Raw genomic sequence first — 16,744 nt, forward strand, 5'->3', positions numbered from 1 at the left:
GGCAGCGATCACCATCGCGAGCACCCGCATCCGGCTCGTCACATGATCGACAAGACACCCGCTGGTACTGCAACGGCGTTTGCGGGGGCGGTGGAGGGCAGTCTCCGGTATCCAGTGCGGTCCCGGCGGGGCAGTAGCTCATCAGAGGCGCTGTGCCCCGCGCCCGGACCGCACCCGTCCGCGTCCAGGCCTGACGTGTCGGATCCCATGGGTGCCTGGGATTTGGTAAGGGTGGCAGGTGCCCTCCCTCCACAGGCTCGTGCGGTCGTTGACCGGTCTTGCCGCAGCCCTCGTCATCGGTGGCTGCGGCTCGGCTGAGCCGACTGCGGTTCCCGGTACCGAGCCCGTACCCGCCTCCTCCGGCATCGCGAGTGGGGGCCGGAGCGCGACGCCGTCCCCGGTCGCCGCGCGCCCGGTGCCCGTCGACTGCCGCAGGGCCCAATGCGTCGCACTGACCTTCGACGCAGGACCGGGCCCCGATACATCGCACCTGCTGGACGTCCTCAAGGCGAAGCGCGTCAGCGTGACGTTCTTCCTCCTCGGCAAGAACACCCGCGTCCGCCCCGAACTCGTACGCAGGGAGGCGTTCGAGGGCCATGAACTTGCCAACCACACGTGGACGCACAGACGTCTGACCCTCGCATCGGAAGCCGAGATCCGCCGGGAGCTCGTCACCCTCCAGGAACAGGTGAAGGAGCTCACCGGCCGCGCCCCGACCCTGATGCGCCCCCCTCAGGGACTGACCGACGCGAGGGTCGCCGAGGTCTGCCGCTCCCTCGGACTCGCGCAGATCCTGTGGTCCGTGACGGCGAAGGACTACCGTGACCACGACCCCGAGGTCATCACGAGCCGGGTCCTCCAAGGCGCCCGGCGCAACGGGATCATCCTCCTCCACGACGTCTACCCGGGAACCGTCCCCGCCGTGCCGGCCATCATCGACGGGCTGCGCCGACGCGGCCTCACCCCGGTGACCGTCTCCCAGCTCTTCACAGCGACCCGGCCCGAGCCCGGCCGGGCCTACTGGACCGCACCCCAGACCTGACCCCGGCCCCTCCGCAACGGGAGCCGATGCGGGGCGCGCCGCCGCACGGCCGACGCCCGGTGGACGGCACACCACTCCCGACCGATGCTGCTGTCATGCACCGACCGGCCTCGCCCACCCTCGGGGCGGGTGTCTTCAGGATCAGGCCGCATCAGGTCGGATCGGGCAGGATCAGGGCCGGAGGAGAGCCGTGGCCTCGCCCACCCCGGGCGGGGGCCAGTGGGCCCGCAGGGTGCGGACCGTCTCGGTGATCGCGGGGCGGCGGGCCGCCCCCGTCCGCCAGAGCGCGTACAGCCGCCGTACGGGCGCCGGTTCCAGGGGGACGGCCACCGCGCCCGGCGGCAGCGGGCCGGTGCCGAGCCGGGGGATCACGGCCACCCCGAGCCCGGCCGCGACCAGGGCGACCAGGGTGTGGTTCTCCTCCGCGACGTGCACGACCTCCGGTTCGCAGCCGGCGTCGCGCAGGGTCCGTACGAGCCAGTCGTGGCAGACCATGCCGGGCGGCTGGCAGACCCACCGCTGGCCGCCGAGGTCCTCCCGGCGCACCACCGGGCGCCGGGCGAACGGATGTCCGGCGGGCACGACCAGATCGCACCGCTCCTCGCCGATGCGGGCCTGGTCCACCCCCTCGGGCGCGGGCAGCGGGGCGATGTCCCAGTCGTGCGCCACCGCCAGGTCGGTGACGCCCCGGGCCACCAGGTCCACCGACAGGTGCGGGTCCACCTCGGTCAGCCGGACGTCCAGCGCGGGGTGACGGAGCGCCAGCTCGGCGAGCACCCCCGGCAGCAGCCCGCGGGCGGCGGAGGCGAACGCGGCCACCGTCAGCAGTCCGCCCGGCAGTCCGCGGCGCTCCTCCAGCGTGGTCTCGGCCCGCTCCACGATGGCCAGCAACTCCTGTGCCGTCGCGGCCAGATGGCGGGCCTCCTCGGTGAGCGCCACACCCCGGCCGCGCCGCTCCAGCAGGGTGGTGCGGGTCTCCCGTTCCAGCTTGGCGATCTGCTGGGAGACGGCGGAGGGGGTGTAGCCGAGGGCGGCCGCGGCGGCCGCGACCGATCCGTGGACGGAGACGGCGTGCAGCGCGCGCAGGCGGGCCAGATCCAGCATGTGCCCATCGTAGGTCCGCAGGCACCCATTCGTAAGCGTTCCTACATCCGACCCGGAAGAGATCCGCGCTGGTGCTACATGGTTGCCGGTCCGATGCTCGAAGCATGCGTCCCGTACACACCGCACTCGCCGTACTCGTCGCCGCCGTCTGGGGATTCAACTTCGTCGTCATCGAGATAGGCCTCGACCACTTCCCGCCGCTGCTGCTGTCCGCGCTCCGCTTCCTGGTCGCCGCGCTGCCCGCGGTGTTCTTCGTGGGGGCTCCCAAGGTCGCCTGGAAGTGGGTGCTCGGGGTGGGGCTGGCCCTGGGCGTGGCCAAGTTCGGGCTGCTCTTCACCGGCATGGACGCCGGGATGCCGGCCGGGCTGTCCTCCCTGGTGCTGCAGGTCCAGGCCGTGTTCACGGCGCTGTTCGCGGCGGTCGCGCTGGGCGAACGGCCCGGCCGGGTCAGGCTGCTGGGGATGGCCGTGGCCCTGGCCGGGATCGCCGTGGCGGGGGTGGACGAGGGCGCCTCCGGGCCGGTCCTGGGCTTCGTGCTGGTCGTCGCGGCGGCCGTCTGCTGGGGCGTGTCCAACGTGCTGACCCGCAAGGCGGCCCCGCCCGACGCGATGAACTTCATGATCTGGGTGTGCACCGTGCCGGTGCTGCCGCTGCTGGCGCTCTCGCTGCTGCTGGAGGGGCCCGAGCGGGACCTGGCCGCGCTGCGCGCCCTGGACTGGTCGGGAGTGGGCGTCATCGCGTACGTGGCCTGGATCTCGACCGTGTTCGGATTCGGCGCCTGGTCGTACCTGCTGCGCCGTTACCCGGCTTCGTCGGTGGCGCCGTTCTCGCTGCTGGTGCCGGTGTTCGGGATGTCCTCGGCGGCGCTGGTGCTGGGGGAGGGGGTGTCCGGGCTGCGCTGGGTCGCGGCCGTGCTGCTGGTGGGCGGGGTGGCGCTGACCTCGCTGGCGCCGGTCCGGCGGACGGGCGGCACGGTGCCGGCCGAGCAGGTGGCCGGCGGCGGGGCCGGAGCCGCGGCGGAGGGGGTCAGCTCCGGGAGTCCTGCTGCAGCGGCAGGCGCCAGTCCTGACCCGTCAGGTCCACTCCGTACGAGCGGTGCGGCTTCTCCGCGACGAGCGTGAACCCGGCCCGCTGGTAGAGGGAACGGGCGTCGGTGAGCACGTCGTTGGTCCACAGCACCAGTTCGCGGTAGCCGACCGAACGGGCGAAGGACACCACCGCGTCCACCAGCCTGGCACCGATGCCGTGGCCCCGGCCCTCCGGGTCCACGAGCAGCAGCCGCAGCCGGGCGGTGCCGGGCGAGCCGTCCTCCCGTACGCACATCACCGAGCCGACCGGACGGCCGTCGAGCTCGGCGATCCACACCCGCTCCAGATGGGGGTCGTGGTCCTCGGCGAAGTCGGCGACGATCCGCGCGACCAGCCCCTCGAACTCCGTGTTCCAGCCGTACTCGGCGGCGTACAGCGCGCCGTGGCGCTGCACGATCCAGCCCAGGTCGCCCGGTTCGGGCTCCCGGAGCCGCACCCTCTCAGCCATGGGACCACTCTATGGGGTACCGGACGGGGGAGCGGGGTCACTTCTGGCCGGAGGCCCGCTTGGCGAACACCGCCGGCCCGCCCATGGCGGAAACGCCATGTCTGCGGCGATTTGGCGGCGCCTTGAGTAACGGAAGGATAAAGCTGTGCATCCGTGTGCAACCGTCCGGGCGGCCCGCGGGTCTCGTATGACGTCAGGACTTCCGGGGAGGGATCCGGGGGGATCGGGAAGTCCTGCAAGGGAGGGGTAACCGTGAGGGGGTCCGGCCGCGAGGCCGGGCCCCCTTGGTGTTGTCCGCAGCCGGGTCGTCCACGGCTGGACTGTCGTCCACAGGCCCGGCGCGATGTCCGCGGGTGGGGGTAGCTTCGTGCCATGTCGAACATGGCGGTGGTCGAAGGGGTACTCGAGCGGATCACGTACGCCAACGAGGAGAGCGGCTACACGGTCGCCCGCGTGGACACGGGACGCGGCGGCGGGGATCTCCTCACGGTGGTCGGAGCGCTGCTCGGCGCGCAGCCCGGCGAGTCGCTGCGGATGGAGGGGCGCTGGGGCTCCCACCCGCAGTACGGCCGGCAGTTCACCGTGGAGAACTACCGCACGGTGCTGCCCGCGACCATCCAGGGGATACGCCGGTACCTCGGCTCGGGCCTGATCAAGGGCATCGGCCCGAGGATCGCCGACCGCATCGTCGAACACTTCGGTACGGACACCCTGGAGGTCATCGAGTCCGAGCCGAAGCGGCTGATCGAGGTGCCCGGCCTCGGCTCCAAACGGACCGGGATGATCGGGGCCGCCTGGGAGGAGCAGAAGGCCATCAAGGAGGTCATGGTCTTCCTCCAGGGCGTCGGCGTCTCCACCTCCATCGCCGTGCGCATCTACAAGAAGTACGGGGACGCCTCGATCTCGGTGGTGAAGAACCAGCCGTACCGGCTGGCCGCCGACGTCTGGGGCATCGGCTTCCTCACCGCCGACAAGATCGCGCAGGCGGTCGGCATCCCGCACGACAGCCCCGAACGGGTCAAGGCCGGGCTGCAGTACGCGCTGTCCCAGTCCACCGACCAGGGGCACTGCTTCCTGCCCGAGGAGCGGCTGATCGCGGACGGGGTCAAGCTGCTGCAGGTGGACACGGGGCTGGTGATCGAGTGCCTGGCCGAGCTCGCCGGGGATCCCGAAGGGGTCGTACGGGAGCCGGTGCCGGACCCGGAGGGGGGCCCGCCGATCACCGCGGTGTACCTGGTGCCCTTCCACCGCGCCGAGCTCTCGCTGACCGGGCAGCTGCGCCGGCTGCTGCAGACCGAGGAGGACCGGATGCCGGCCTTCCGGGACGTGGACTGGGAGAAGGCGCTGGGCTGGCTCGCCGGGCGGACCGGTGCCGAGCTCGCGCCGGAGCAGCGGGAGGCGGTGAAGCTGGCGCTGACCCGCCGGGTGGCCGTGCTCACCGGCGGGCCGGGCTGCGGCAAGTCCTTCACCGTGCGCTCCATCGTGGAGCTCGCCCGGGCCAAGAAGGCCAAGGTGGTGCTGGCGGCCCCGACCGGCAGGGCCGCCAAGCGGCTGTCGGAGCTCACCGGGGCCGAGGCCTCGACGGTGCACCGGCTGCTGGAGCTCAAGCCGGGCGGGGACGCGGCGTACGACCGGGACCGGCCGCTCGACGCGGACCTGGTCGTCGTCGACGAGGCGTCCATGCTGGATCTGCTGCTGGCCAACAAGCTGGTCAAGGCGGTGGCGCCGGGCGCCCACCTGCTGCTCGTCGGGGACGTGGACCAGCTGCCGTCGGTGGGCGCCGGAGAGGTGCTCCGGGACCTGCTGGCCGAGGGCGGGCCGGTGCCCGCGGTGCGGCTGACCCGGATCTTCCGGCAGGCCCAGCAGTCCGGTGTGGTGACCAACGCGCACCGGATCAACACCGGGCTCCCGCCGCTGACCGAGGGCCTGCCGGACTTCTTCCTGTTCGCGGAGGAGGACACCGAGGAGGCCGGCCGGCTGACGGTCGACGTGGCCGCCCGGCGGATCCCGGCCCGCTTCGGCCTGGATCCGCGGCGGGACGTCCAGGTCCTCGCGCCGATGCACCGGGGTCCGGCCGGCGCGGGCACCCTCAACGGGCTGCTCCAGCAGGCGGTCACCCCGGCCCGGCCGGGGCTGCCGGAGAAGAGGTTCGGCGGCCGGGTCTTCCGTGTGGGTGACAAAGTCACCCAGATCAGGAACAACTATGAGAAGGGGGCCAACGGCGTCTTCAACGGCACCGTGGGCGTGGTCACGGGTCTCGACCCGGAGGGCCAGACCCTGACGGTCCGTACGGAGGAGGACGAGGAGGTGGAGTACGACTTCACGGAGCTCGACGAGCTGGCCCACGCCTACGCCGTCACCATCCACCGTTCCCAGGGGAGTGAATATCCCGCGGTGGTGATCCCGGTCACCACCGGGGCTTGGATGATGCTCCAGCGGAACTTGCTCTACACGGCGGTGACCAGGGCGAAGAAACTGGTCGTGCTGGTCGGCTCACGCAAGGCTCTGGGCCAGGCGGTGCGTACCGTTTCCGCAGGCAGGAGGTACACGGCGGTCGCGTCGAGACTGTCCGGCCGCATACCGGTGGGAAACATCACCTAAATGATCGATCATTTGGGGTTCCGGCACCGGCGCGGAGGGGGCAGGATAGGCGGGCTGGCGGCACTCAGTGCCGTCAAAAACACCAAAGGCCGACCCCGAGTGCACTCTCCTGCGCCAAATGGGGGAAGGTAGAGGCAGTCAGGGCACCTCGAAGAAGAGGCACTACGTCGGTGAGGGATGACGTGAGCGACAACTCTGTAGTACTGCGGTACGCGGACGGTGAATACACCTACCCGGTGGTCGAGAGCACCGTCGGTGACAAGGGCTTCGACATTGCGAAGCTCCGGGCCCAGACCGGGCTGGTCACCCTGGACAGCGGCTACGGAAACACCGCCGCCTATAAATCCGCGATTACCTACCTCGACGGCGAGCAGGGCATCCTGCGGTACCGCGGCTACCCGATCGAGCAGCTGGCGGAGCGCTCGACCTTCATCGAGGTCGCCTACCTGCTGATCAACGGCGAGCTGCCGACCGTCGACCAGCTCGCGACGTTCCGCAACGAGATCACCCAGCACACGCTGCTGCACGAGGACGTCAAGCGCTTCTACGACGGCTTCCCGCGCGACGCCCACCCGATGGCGATGCTGTCCTCCGTGGTCAGTGCGCTGTCCACGTTCTACCAGGACAGCCACAACCCGTTCGACGAGACGCAGCGCCACCTCTCGACGATCCGCCTGCTGGCCAAGCTCCCGACGATCGCCGCGTACGCGTACAAGAAGTCGGTCGGCCACCCGGTGGTCTACCCGCGCAACGACCTCGGCTACGTCGAGAACTTCCTGCGCATGACCTTCTCCGTGCCGGCCCAGGAGTACGAGCTCGACCCGGTCGTGGTCTCCGCGCTCGACAAGCTCCTCATCCTGCACGCGGACCACGAGCAGAACTGCTCGACCTCCACCGTCCGCCTGGTCGGCTCCTCGCAGGCGAACATGTTCGCCTCCATCTCCGCCGGCATCAGCGCCCTGTGGGGCCCGCTGCACGGTGGCGCCAACCAGTCGGTGCTGGAGATGCTCCAGGGCATCCAGGCCTCCGGCGGCGACGTCGACTCCTTCATCCGCAAGGTGAAGAACAAGGAGGACGGCGTCCGTCTGATGGGCTTCGGCCACCGCGTCTACAAGAGCTTCGACCCCCGGGCGAAGATCATCAAGGCGGCCGCCCACGACGTGCTCTCCGCCCTCGGCAAGAGCGACGAGCTGCTGGACATCGCGCTCAAGCTGGAGGAGCACGCGCTCGCCGACGAGTACTTCGTCGAGCGCAACCTCTACCCGAACGTGGACTTCTACACCGGTCTGATCTACCGGGCCATGGGCTTCCCGACCGAGATGTTCACCGTGCTGTTCGCGCTCGGCCGCCTTCCCGGCTGGATCGCCCAGTGGCACGAGATGATCAAGGAGCCGGGTTCCCGCATCGGCCGCCCGCGCCAGATCTACACCGGCGAGGTCCTGCGCGACTTCGTCCCGGTCGAGGCCCGCTGAACCTCCGCCTGATCCGCAGGCAAGAGAAAAGCGCCCCGCCGTCGATCCCCCCACGGGTCGACGGTCGGGGCGCTTTCCGTTCCCCGGTCGGATTCCCCCCACGGGACCCGAACCGGGGCGTTTTGGTGTCTGCCGGGACCCGCACGGGGTCGGGAGGGCCGCTCAAAGCTCCCCGAGGGCACGTGTCCCGGCCTGGCCGATGCCACAGAAGTCCCCCAAGACCTCCGCGAACATCCCCCAAGATGTTCTTGGCATCGCCCCATTAGACCCATGACCACCCCGAATGGTTACGTTGCCATCACTGTGATCTGCGTCTCCCGTGAAGGAAGTGTGTGTGAGCGGGGGAGGCGCGCTCAGCGGAACGAGCGCAGCCGCAGGCTGTTGGTGACCACGAAGACCGAGGAAAAGGCCATGGCGGCCCCCGCGATCATGGGGTTGAGCAGTCCGGCGGCGGCCAGTGGAAGCGCGGCCACGTTGTACCCGAAGGCCCAGAAGAGGTTGCCCTTGATGGTGCCCAGCGTCCTGCGGGACAGCCGGATGGCGTCCGCGGCCACCCGCAGGTCGCCGCGGACCAGGGTGAGGTCGGCGGCCTCGATCGCGGCGTCGGTTCCGGTACCCATGGCCAGGCCCAGGTCGGCCCGGGCCAGCGCGGCCGCGTCGTTGACGCCGTCGCCGACCATGGCGACCGTACGGCCCTCGGCCTGGAGGCGGCCGACCACGTCCGCCTTGTCCTGGGGGAGGACCTCGGCAATGACCTCGGTGATCCCGACCTCGGCGGCGACCGCGTCGGCGACAGCCTGGTTGTCGCCGGTGAGCAGCACCGGGGTGAGGCCCAGGCCGCGCAGCAGGGAGACCGCCTCGGCGCTGGTGGGCTTGACCGCGTCGGCGACCGTCAGGACCCCGCGTACGGCGCCGTCCCAGCCCGCCATGACCGCTGTGCGGCCGGTCCGTTCGGCTTCCGCGGCGGCGGTGGCCAGCTCCGGCGGGACCGTCAGCCCCTGTCCGGCCAGCAGCTTCTGACGGCCGACCAGGACGTCCTGTCCGTCGACGGTGCCCCGGACGCCGAGGCCCGGCAGGCCCGTGAACGCCTCGGGGACGGGGAGCGTGCCGACCCTCCCCCAGACTTCGTCCGGGGGTGCCCCCATGGCGGCGCCGGCGGCGATGGCCTGGGCGATGGGGTGTTCGGAGGCGTGTTCCAGGGCTCCGGCGAGCCGCAGGAGTTCACGCTCGTCCGTGCCGTCGGCGGTGTGGACGGCGAGGAGGGTCATCCGGCCGGTCGTCACGGTGCCGGTCTTGTCCAGCACGACCGTGTCGACGGTGCGGGTGGATTCGAGGACTTCGGGGCCCTTGATGAGGATGCCGAGCTGGGCGCCGCGGCCGGTGCCGACCATCAGGGCGGTCGGGGTGGCCAGCCCGAGGGCGCAGGGGCAGGCGATGATCAGCACGGCCACGGCGGCCGTGAAGGCGGCGGCGGTGTCGTCGGTGGCCAGCAGCCAGCCGATCCAGGTGCCGAGCGCGATCAGCAGCACCACGGGGACGAACACGGCCGAGATCCGGTCGGCGAGCCGCTGCACCCGGGCCTTGCCGCTCTGCGCCTCCTCGACCAGCTTCGCCATCCGGGCCAGCTGGGTGTCGGATCCGACACGGGTGGCCTCGACGACCAGCCGGCCGGAGGTGTTGACCGTGGCGCCGGTGACCGTGTCGCCGGCCGACACCTCCACCGGGACGGACTCGCCGGTGAGCATCGAGGTGTCGACGGCGGAGGCGCCTTCGAGCACGGTGCCGTCGGTGGCGATCTTCTCGCCGGGGCGGACCGCGAAGCGGTCGCCGACGGCGAGTGCGGTCACGGGTATCCGCACCTCGCGCCCGTCGCGCAGCACGGAGACGTCCTTGGCGCCCAGTTCCAGCAGGGCGTGCAGGGCGGCGCCGGCCTTCCGCTTGGCCCGGGCCTCCAGGTAGCGGCCGAGCAGGATGAAGGCGATGACGCCGGCCGCTACCTCCAGGTAGAGGGAGGAGGAGGCGTCGGAGCGCCCGGCGGTGAGGTCGAAGCCGTGCCGCATGCCCGTCATCCCGGCATGGCCGAAGAACAGCGCCCACAGGGACCAGCCGAAGGCGGCGAGGGTGCCGATGGAGACCAGGGTGTCCATGGTGGCGGCGCCGTGCCGGGCGTTGCTCCAGGCGGCCCGGTGGAAGGGCAGGCCGCCCCAGACGACCACGGGGGCGGCCAGGGTGAGGCAGAGCCACTGCCAGTTGTCGAACTGCAGGGCCGGGACCATCGAGAGCAGGACCACGGGCGCCGCGAGCACGGCGGAGACCTGCAGCCGCTGCCGCAGGGAGGCGAGCTCGGGGTCGGTCTCCGGGGTGGCGGCGGCCGGGACGGCGGCGGTGGGCGCGGCGGGCTCGGGGGCCGGCGGGGGCGGGGGTTCCTCGGCCGTGTAGCCGGTCTTCACCACCGTGGCGATCAGGTCGGCGACCCGCACCTCGGGGTCGTAGGTGACCTTCGCCTTCTCGGTGGCGTAGTTCACCGAGGCGGTGACGCCTTCCATCCGGTTGAGCTTCTTCTCGATGCGGGCCGCGCAGGAGGCGCAGGTCATCCCGCCGATGGTCAGCTCCACCTCAAGGGTGCTGCTCATGTCCGGCTCCAGGGGAAGGCCGGGCCGCAGGGGCCGGTGTCGTCCGGCGAGGTACGGCCCGGCGGGGTGCTGCGGGTGGGGAGCCGGGGCCCGGGAGGGGCCCCGGTGTCCTGCCGCCTATTCGGCGAGCTCGTAGCCGGCCTCGTCGACCGCGGCGCGTACGTCGTCCAGGGCGAGGGGCGCCTCGGAGACCACGGTGACCTCGCCGGTGGCGGCCACGGCCTTGACCGAGGTGACCCCGGGGAGGGCGGAGAGCTCGGTGGTCACCGCACCCTCGCAGTGGCCGCAGGTCATGCCGGTCACGCGGTAGACGGTGGTGGTCCGGGTGTCCGTCTCGGCGGTCATGTCGTTCTCCTCTTCGGGGGTGGCCGATGGTGCGGGTGAGGGCCCGTGTGGTTCCACGGTCCTCCCGTCACCTCCAGACTATACCCCTAGGGGGTATTAATCGAGTGACGTCGGGCGCTGTCGGGTGTTTGCCGGGGCCCGCTTCGGGCCACTTGGGTCTGCCGTACGGGCAGCCGATGGACAATCGATCAAAACCGTAAGTAAATGGCGCTCATGGCGCATATGGGCACCTTGATTCTGATCATGTCCATCGCGGTGCTCGCGCCGCTGCTCGCCTACGGGCTCGCCCGCTGGGTGACGGTCCCCCTGGTGATCTTCGAGATTCTGCTCGGCGTGCTCGTCGGTCCCGACGTCCTCGGCTGGGCGAGCACCGATCAGGTGATCGACGTGCTGTCGCAGCTGGGACTGGCGATGCTCATCTTCCTGGCCGGGTACGAGATCCGGATCGACCGGGTCAGGGGCGACACGCTCACCCGCGGACTGTGGGCCTGGCTGGCGGCCCTGGGGCTCGGGCTGGCCGCCGGGATGCTGCTCGCGCGCGGCGGCGGTCTCGACCGGGCCCTCTACGTCGGCACCGCGCTGACCAGTACGGCGCTCGGCACGATCCTGCCGGTGCTGCGGGACGCCGGGGACCTGCGGGGCCGCTTCGGCACGGTGGTGATGGCGTTCGGGTCGGTCGGTGAATTCGGGCCCGTCATCGCCATGGCGCTGCTGCTCAGCGGGCGCGCGCCGGCCCGGTCGGCCGCTCTGCTGGCCGTGTTCGGCGTGCTCACGGCCGCGGCCGTGTTCTGGGCGCTGCGGCCCAAGCCGCCGTGGTTCTCCCGGGTCATCGCGAAGACGATGGACAGCAGCGGGCAGTTCGCGGTGCGGCTGGTGGCGCTGCTGCTGGTGGCGATGCTCGGGCTGGCCCGGCTGCTGGGGCTGGACGTGCTGCTGGGCGCCTTCGCGGCCGGGCTGATCACCAGGCTGGTGCTGCACGGGGCCGCGCCCGAGAGCAGCGGTGCGGTGCTGTCGAAGGTCGAGGCGATCGGCTTTGGCTTCCTGGTGCCGCTGTTCTTCGTGGTCACCGGCATCGAGTTCGACCTCGCGGCGCTGCTCGCGGGCGGGCGGCCGCTGCTGTTGCTGCCGGTCTTCCTGTTGCTGTTCCTGGTGGTGCGGGGGCTGCCCGTGCTGCTGCTGGCGCCTCGGGACCTGGTGCGGGCGGAGCGCGGCGCGCTGGCGCTGTACTCCGCGACGGCGCTGCCCCTGGTGGTGGCCATCACCACGCTGGGCGTCGAGGACGGGGTGCTGGGATCCGGTGAGGCGGCGGCGCTGGTCGGGGCGGGGATGCTCTCCGTGCTGGTGTTCCCGATGGCCGGGCTGCGCGTGCGGATGCGGGCCCGGCCCCGCGGGGCCGGGCCGGTCGTCCGGGTCAGTGAGCGCTCGGAGACCTGGTGACCTCCATCGGCTCCAGATAGCGCAGCAGAACCGTCTTCAGCTCGGTCGCGTACGCGGCGCGCTCCTCGCCCTCGCTGGCCAGGATCAGGTCCATCGAGGACTTGAAGATGCCCAGGATCACGTTGGCCTTGAGGTGGAGCCCGTCGGGCGCGTCGTCCGGGCAGAAGCTGCGCAGCACGCTCTCGACGCGGGTCAGCATGCCGGCGTGCAGGGCGTCGTGCTCCTGGGTGATGCCGGGCACTCCGGAGCCGTGCATCAGGGCCCAGAAGGCCGGGTTCTCGCACTGGAACTCGATGAGCGGGTCGAGGACGGCGTCGAGCAGCTCGGGCAGGGGCTTGGCGAGGTTCTCCGGCAGGAAGACCTGGCCGTGCATCTCGTTGGCCTGCTCCAGCAGCCGGCCGCCCAGCTCGACGGCGATGGCCTCCTTGTTCGGGAAGAACTGGTAGAGCGTGCCGGGCGAGACGCCCGCCTCGCGGGCGATCGAGTTGGTGCTCGCGGCCGCGTATCCCGACCTGCAGAACACGCCGGCGGCGGCCTCCAGGAGCTGGGCGATACGGCGCTCCCCGCGGGCCTGACGGCGCGGGGCTGCGACCTTTTCGGCCGGTCTCGCCCGCTTCTCCTCGGGCACGGCGATCCCTTCCTTCCCCAGGGTGATTGACAAACGCGAGCGCTCGCTCGCATTCTTGAAAAACGCGAGCGACTGCTCGTGTTTGCCAGTGTATTCAGGCTGGCAATCACGGTGAAGGGGACACCGAGCCATGCCCGAAGTCAAACAGGCAGATCATCGGCAGGACCGGGGGACGGGCCGGGGGACGGACCCGGGGGCGGACCAGGGGGAGCGAGGGGGAGAAGGCCGTGGGGAGCGTGCCGGTGCCGGTGCCGGGCGGCGGCAGGGCGGCTGGACCCGCGTGGTCACCGCCAGGCCGAGGCTCTCGCTGCTGATCGCGCTGGTCCTGACCGCGCTGGCCGTGTTCGCGGGCAGCGGGGTGGCCGACCGGCTGGCGAGCGGCGGCTGGGAGGACCCGGGGGCGCAGTCCACCTACGCCACCCAGGCTCTGGAACGCGAGTTCCCCGCCTCGCAGCCGAATCTGCTGCTCCTGGTCGACGCCGGGCCGGCCGTCGGCCCGGCCGGGGTCGACGACCCGGCCGTGGCGGCCGAGGCGGACCGGCTCACCGCCCGCCTCGCCGCCGAACCGGGCGTCACCGGTGTCGGTTCGTACTGGCGGACGGGACTGCCCACCCTCAAGTCGAAGGACGGCAGGCAGGCGCTGATCGCCGCCCGGATCCAGGGCGACGACAAGACCGCCATCAAGGTGCTCGACCGGATCGAGCCGGAGTACCGCGGCAACCACGGACCGGTGAGCGTGTCGCTCGGCGGGCCGGCCGCCGTCCAGCGCGAGATCACCACCACCATCCAGGAGGACCTGCTCCGCGCCGAACTGATCGCCCTGCCGGTCACCCTGGTGCTGCTGGTCCTGGTCTTCGGCAGTGCGATCGCCGCCCTGCTGCCGCTGGGCGTCGGCATCGTCGCCATCCTCGGGACCAACGCGGTGCTCCGAGGGCTCACCGAGTTCACCGAGGTGTCGGTCTTCGCGCTGAACCTGACCACGGCCCTCGGCCTCGGACTGGCCATCGACTACGCCCTGTTCATCGTGCGGCGGTACCGGGAGGAGCTGGCGGCCGGCCGGGAGCCGGTCGCGGCGGTCGGTGCCACGCTCCGGACGGCCGGGCGGACGGTCCTGTTCTCCGCGCTGACGGTCGCCGTCGCCCTCTCGGCCATGCTGCTCTTCCCGATGTACTTCCTCCGCTCCTTCGCCTACGCGGGGATCGCGGTCGTGCTGATCGCCGCCGCGGCGGCACTGACCCTGCTCCCGGCCGCGCTGGTGCTGCTGGGGGACCGGGTCAACTCGCTGGACCTCCGGCGCCTGTGGCGGCGGCGCGGCGCGGCCACGGGTGACGCCGCCGAGGGCCGGGGCTGGTCCCGGTCGGCCGCGCTGGTGATGCGCCGGGCCCCGCTGTTCGCGGTGGCCACCACGGCGGGGCTGCTGCTCCTCGGACTGCCCTTCCTCGGGGTGAAGTTCGGTACGGTCGACGACCGGCAGCTGCCGGACACCGCCGCCTCGCACCTCGTCCAGCAGCAGATCCGGGACGGCTTCCCGGGCAGCCCCGGCGACGGCCTGGTCGTCTTCGCCGAGGGCACGGCGAGCGCCGCGCAGTACCAGGACTACCGGGCGCGGCTGGACGCCCTGCCCGGGACGCTCCGGGTCGAAGGGCCGGTCACCTCGGGATCCTCGGGATCCTCCGCGTACTTCACGGTCGTCGGCGAGGGCGAGGCCGTCGGCGGGCGGACCCAGGACCTGGTGGGCGAGGTGCGGGGAGTGGACGCTCCGTTCGACACCGCGGTGACGGGGCAGGCGGCCGTCCTGGTCGACGCCCAGGACGCCATCGCGGAGGAGCTGCCGTGGGCGCTCGCGCTGATCGCCGTGGCCACCCTGCTGCTGGTCTTCCTGCTCACCGGCAGTGTGCTGATCCCGCTCCAGGCGGTGCTGCTGAACGCGCTCAGCCTGACGGCGATGTTCGGCGCGGTGGTGTGGGTGTTCCAGGAGGGCCACCTCTCCGGACTGCTCTCCTTCACCGCGACCGGGGACATCGAGACCACCCTGCCGGTGCTGATGTTCTGCATCGCCTTCGGACTCTCCATGGACTACGGCGTGTTCCTCATCTCCCGGATCAAGGAGGAGTACGACCGGACCGGTGACCACGAGGGAGCGGTCCGCACCGGGCTCGCCAGGACGGGCGGACTGATCACCGCGGCCGCCGTGATCCTCGCGGTGGTCATGGTGGCCATCGGCACCTCTCGGGTCACCAACACCAAGATGCTGGGGCTGGGCATCGCGCTGGCCGTGCTGATGGACGCGATGGTGGTGCGCAGCCTGCTCGTGCCGGCCGTGATGAAGCTGACCGGCAGGGCCACCTGGTGGGCGCCGGGTCCGCTGCGCCGGCTGCACGACCGGTTCGGACTCAGCGAGGGAGAGCCGGCCGAGGCTCCCGCACCCGTCGAGGAGCCGGAGAAGGTCCTGGCCGGGGCGGGGGCGGGCAGGTAGGTGCGGCGGCGCCGCGGCGGCCTAGCGGCCGCCGCGGTTGCCGGGGCGCTGGGCCACCCAGGCGCGGACCGTGTCGGCGTACCAGTAGGGCTTGCCGCCCTCCACGTGGTCGGGCGGGGGAAGCAGCCCGTGCTTGCGGTACGAGCGCACGGTGTCGGGCTGGACCCGGATGTGGGCGGCGATCTCCTTGTACGACCACAGCTTCCGGTCGGTCATGGCACACCTCCTTGTCCACGTTCCGGGGTCGGCCGGGAGGCCGTCGGGGGGAGCCGGGGCGTGGACGCTGACGATCACTCGACTCGAGTTGTGCCCGGAGAACGAAGTGGTGTGAGGGCGGGGGAGGGGCTGTCGCATGTCTGTGACGGAAGACCCGCGTAACGCGGACAAGCGTGACCCGCGGCCGATTCCTGTGACAGCAGTGACACAGGAACCGGCCGTGGTGGAAGGGGTCTCAGCGGTAGAGCAGGGGCCGTTCCACCAGCTCCACCGCGGTGCGGGTGCCGATCCGCAGGGCCGTGAGCCCGGCCTCCGACACGGCGGCGGCCGCGTAGCCGTCCCAGACGTCCGGGCCGTCCACCCCGCCGCGGGCGGCCGCGGACACCCACCGCCGGAGCTGACGGTCGTAGGCGTCCGCGAACCGCACGGTGAAGTCCTGCGGGATCTCGTCGTACCGGCGGCCCGCCGTCTGCACGACCATCGCCCCCGCGTCCCCGATGCGGGCGCTGCCCGCCTCGCCCACCGCCTCGACCTGCACCTGGTAGCCGAAACCGCAGTTGACGAAGATCTCCACGTCCACGATCGCGCCGCCCGAGGTCTCCAGCAGCACCAGTTGCGGATCGCGCAGTCCCTCGGGGGCCGCGGAGGAGGCGGCCGGGGAGAGCACGGTCACCGCGGCGACCTCCTGGCCGAGCAGCCAGCGGGCCGCGTCGACCTCGTGCACCACCGAGTCGCTGATGAGCATCCCGCTGGTGAAGAAGGAGGGCGACGCGGCGTTCCGGTGACGGCAGTGCAGGAACATCGGCCGACCGATCCCGCCGGCGTCCAGCAGCTCCTTCAGCCGCTCGTATTCGGCGTCGAACCGGCGCATGAAGCCCACCTGGACGAGCCGCCGCCCCAGCCGCAGCTCCGCCTCCAGGACGCGCAGGGCACCGGCCGGGTCCGGGGTCAGCGGCTTCTCGCACAGCACCGGCAGCTCCCGCGCCAGAGCCGCCAGCAGGGCCTCCTCGTGCGCCGGCCCCGGGGAGGCGATCAGCACCGCCCCGACGCCGGGCGCGGACATCGCCGCCTCCGCGTCGGTGTGCGCGGAGACGCCCTCCAGGCCCGCCACGGCCTCCTTGACCCGGTCGCCGTCCGGGTCGGCCACCGCCACCACCCGGGCGCCGCCCACCGAGCGCCCGAACCGGCGGACGTGGTCGGCCCCCATCTTCCCGGTGCCGATCACCGCGATGCCGAGCGTGCTGGTCATGTGCG

The 16,744-nt window shown here is 71.9% G+C and carries 12 protein-coding genes and 1 pseudogene; 6 read left to right on the forward strand and 7 right to left on the reverse strand.

Going from position 1 to position 16,744, the window contains the following annotated elements; all coding sequences use genetic code 11:
• Positions 1 to 259: 259 nt before the first annotated feature.
• Positions 260 to 1,042, forward strand: a complete 783-nt coding sequence (locus ACGFQ9_RS19320; protein ID WP_393575374.1) for a polysaccharide deacetylase family protein — start codon at positions 260 to 262, stop codon at positions 1,040 to 1,042.
• 171 nt (positions 1,043 to 1,213) lie between these two features.
• Here ACGFQ9_RS19320 and ACGFQ9_RS19325 read toward each other — a convergent pair whose 3' ends face one another.
• Positions 1,214 to 2,146 (reverse strand): LysR substrate-binding domain-containing protein, encoded by a 933-nt coding sequence (locus ACGFQ9_RS19325; RefSeq protein ID WP_393575068.1) that lies wholly within the window; start codon positions 2,144 to 2,146, stop codon positions 1,214 to 1,216.
• Positions 2,147 to 2,250: 104 nt separating this feature from the next.
• Between ACGFQ9_RS19325 and ACGFQ9_RS19330 the strand changes: the two genes are divergently transcribed.
• The gene (locus tag ACGFQ9_RS19330; RefSeq protein WP_393575069.1) at positions 2,251 to 3,267 is read left to right on the forward strand and encodes an EamA family transporter; all 1,017 of its coding nucleotides are present in this window, start codon (positions 2,251 to 2,253) and stop codon (positions 3,265 to 3,267) included.
• On the opposite strand, the pseudogene ACGFQ9_RS19335 reads toward ACGFQ9_RS19330, so the two are convergent.
• Positions 3,173 to 3,685 (reverse strand): annotated as a pseudogene (locus ACGFQ9_RS19335) (GNAT family N-acetyltransferase); the annotation flags it as partial. The gene ACGFQ9_RS19330 and the pseudogene ACGFQ9_RS19335 overlap by 95 nt on opposite strands.
• A gap of 369 nt (positions 3,686 to 4,054) precedes the next feature.
• Here ACGFQ9_RS19335 and ACGFQ9_RS19340 point away from each other — a divergent pair.
• Both ACGFQ9_RS19340 and ACGFQ9_RS19345 read left to right on the forward strand, forming a co-directional pair.
• Complete coding sequence (locus ACGFQ9_RS19340) at positions 4,055 to 6,283, forward strand: ATP-dependent RecD-like DNA helicase (RefSeq protein WP_393575070.1); 2,229 nt, start codon at positions 4,055 to 4,057, stop codon at positions 6,281 to 6,283.
• A gap of 182 nt (positions 6,284 to 6,465) precedes the next feature.
• On the forward strand, positions 6,466 to 7,755 hold the full coding sequence (locus tag ACGFQ9_RS19345) for a citrate synthase (RefSeq protein WP_393575072.1): 1,290 nt from the start codon (positions 6,466 to 6,468) through the stop codon (positions 7,753 to 7,755).
• Positions 7,756 to 8,108: 353 nt separating this feature from the next.
• On the opposite strand, the gene ACGFQ9_RS19350 is transcribed toward ACGFQ9_RS19345, so the two are convergent.
• Positions 8,109 to 10,388, reverse strand: a complete 2,280-nt coding sequence (locus tag ACGFQ9_RS19350; protein ID WP_393575074.1) for a heavy metal translocating P-type ATPase — start codon at positions 10,386 to 10,388, stop codon at positions 8,109 to 8,111.
• 117 nt (positions 10,389 to 10,505) lie between these two features.
• Positions 10,506 to 10,733 (reverse strand): heavy-metal-associated domain-containing protein, encoded by a 228-nt coding sequence (locus tag ACGFQ9_RS19355; protein ID WP_393575076.1) that lies wholly within the window; start codon positions 10,731 to 10,733, stop codon positions 10,506 to 10,508.
• Between the two features lie 213 nt (positions 10,734 to 10,946).
• On the opposite strand from ACGFQ9_RS19355, the gene ACGFQ9_RS19360 reads away from it, so the two are divergent.
• Positions 10,947 to 12,170 (forward strand): cation:proton antiporter, encoded by a 1,224-nt coding sequence (locus tag ACGFQ9_RS19360; RefSeq protein ID WP_393575376.1) that lies wholly within the window; start codon positions 10,947 to 10,949, stop codon positions 12,168 to 12,170.
• On the opposite strand, the gene ACGFQ9_RS19365 is transcribed toward ACGFQ9_RS19360, so the two are convergent.
• Complete coding sequence (locus tag ACGFQ9_RS19365) at positions 12,145 to 12,804, reverse strand: TetR/AcrR family transcriptional regulator (RefSeq protein WP_393575377.1); 660 nt, start codon at positions 12,802 to 12,804, stop codon at positions 12,145 to 12,147. The two genes, ACGFQ9_RS19360 and ACGFQ9_RS19365, sit on opposite strands and share 26 nt — an antisense overlap.
• A 274-nt stretch (positions 12,805 to 13,078) precedes the next feature.
• Here ACGFQ9_RS19365 and ACGFQ9_RS19370 point away from each other — a divergent pair, with 274 nt between their 5' ends.
• Complete coding sequence (locus ACGFQ9_RS19370) at positions 13,079 to 15,274, forward strand: MMPL family transporter (protein WP_393575077.1); 2,196 nt, start codon at positions 13,079 to 13,081, stop codon at positions 15,272 to 15,274.
• A 21-nt stretch (positions 15,275 to 15,295) separates the two neighbouring features.
• Here ACGFQ9_RS19370 and ACGFQ9_RS19375 read toward each other — a convergent pair whose 3' ends face one another.
• Together ACGFQ9_RS19375 and ACGFQ9_RS19380 are read right to left on the reverse strand one after the other, a co-directional pair.
• The gene (locus ACGFQ9_RS19375; protein ID WP_393575078.1) at positions 15,296 to 15,490 is read right to left on the reverse strand and encodes a helix-turn-helix transcriptional regulator; all 195 of its coding nucleotides are present in this window, start codon (positions 15,488 to 15,490) and stop codon (positions 15,296 to 15,298) included.
• 235 nt (positions 15,491 to 15,725) lie between these two features.
• Positions 15,726 to 16,739 carry a Gfo/Idh/MocA family protein gene (locus ACGFQ9_RS19380; RefSeq protein ID WP_393575079.1) on the reverse strand — a complete coding sequence of 338 codons (1,014 nt, stop codon included), beginning with the start codon at positions 16,737 to 16,739 and terminating at the stop codon, positions 15,726 to 15,728.
• Positions 16,740 to 16,744 lie beyond the last annotated feature (5 nt).

The sequence above is a fragment of the Streptomyces sp. NPDC048603 genome, assembly GCF_043199475.1.
Lineage (GTDB): Bacteria > Actinomycetota > Actinomycetes > Streptomycetales > Streptomycetaceae > Streptomyces.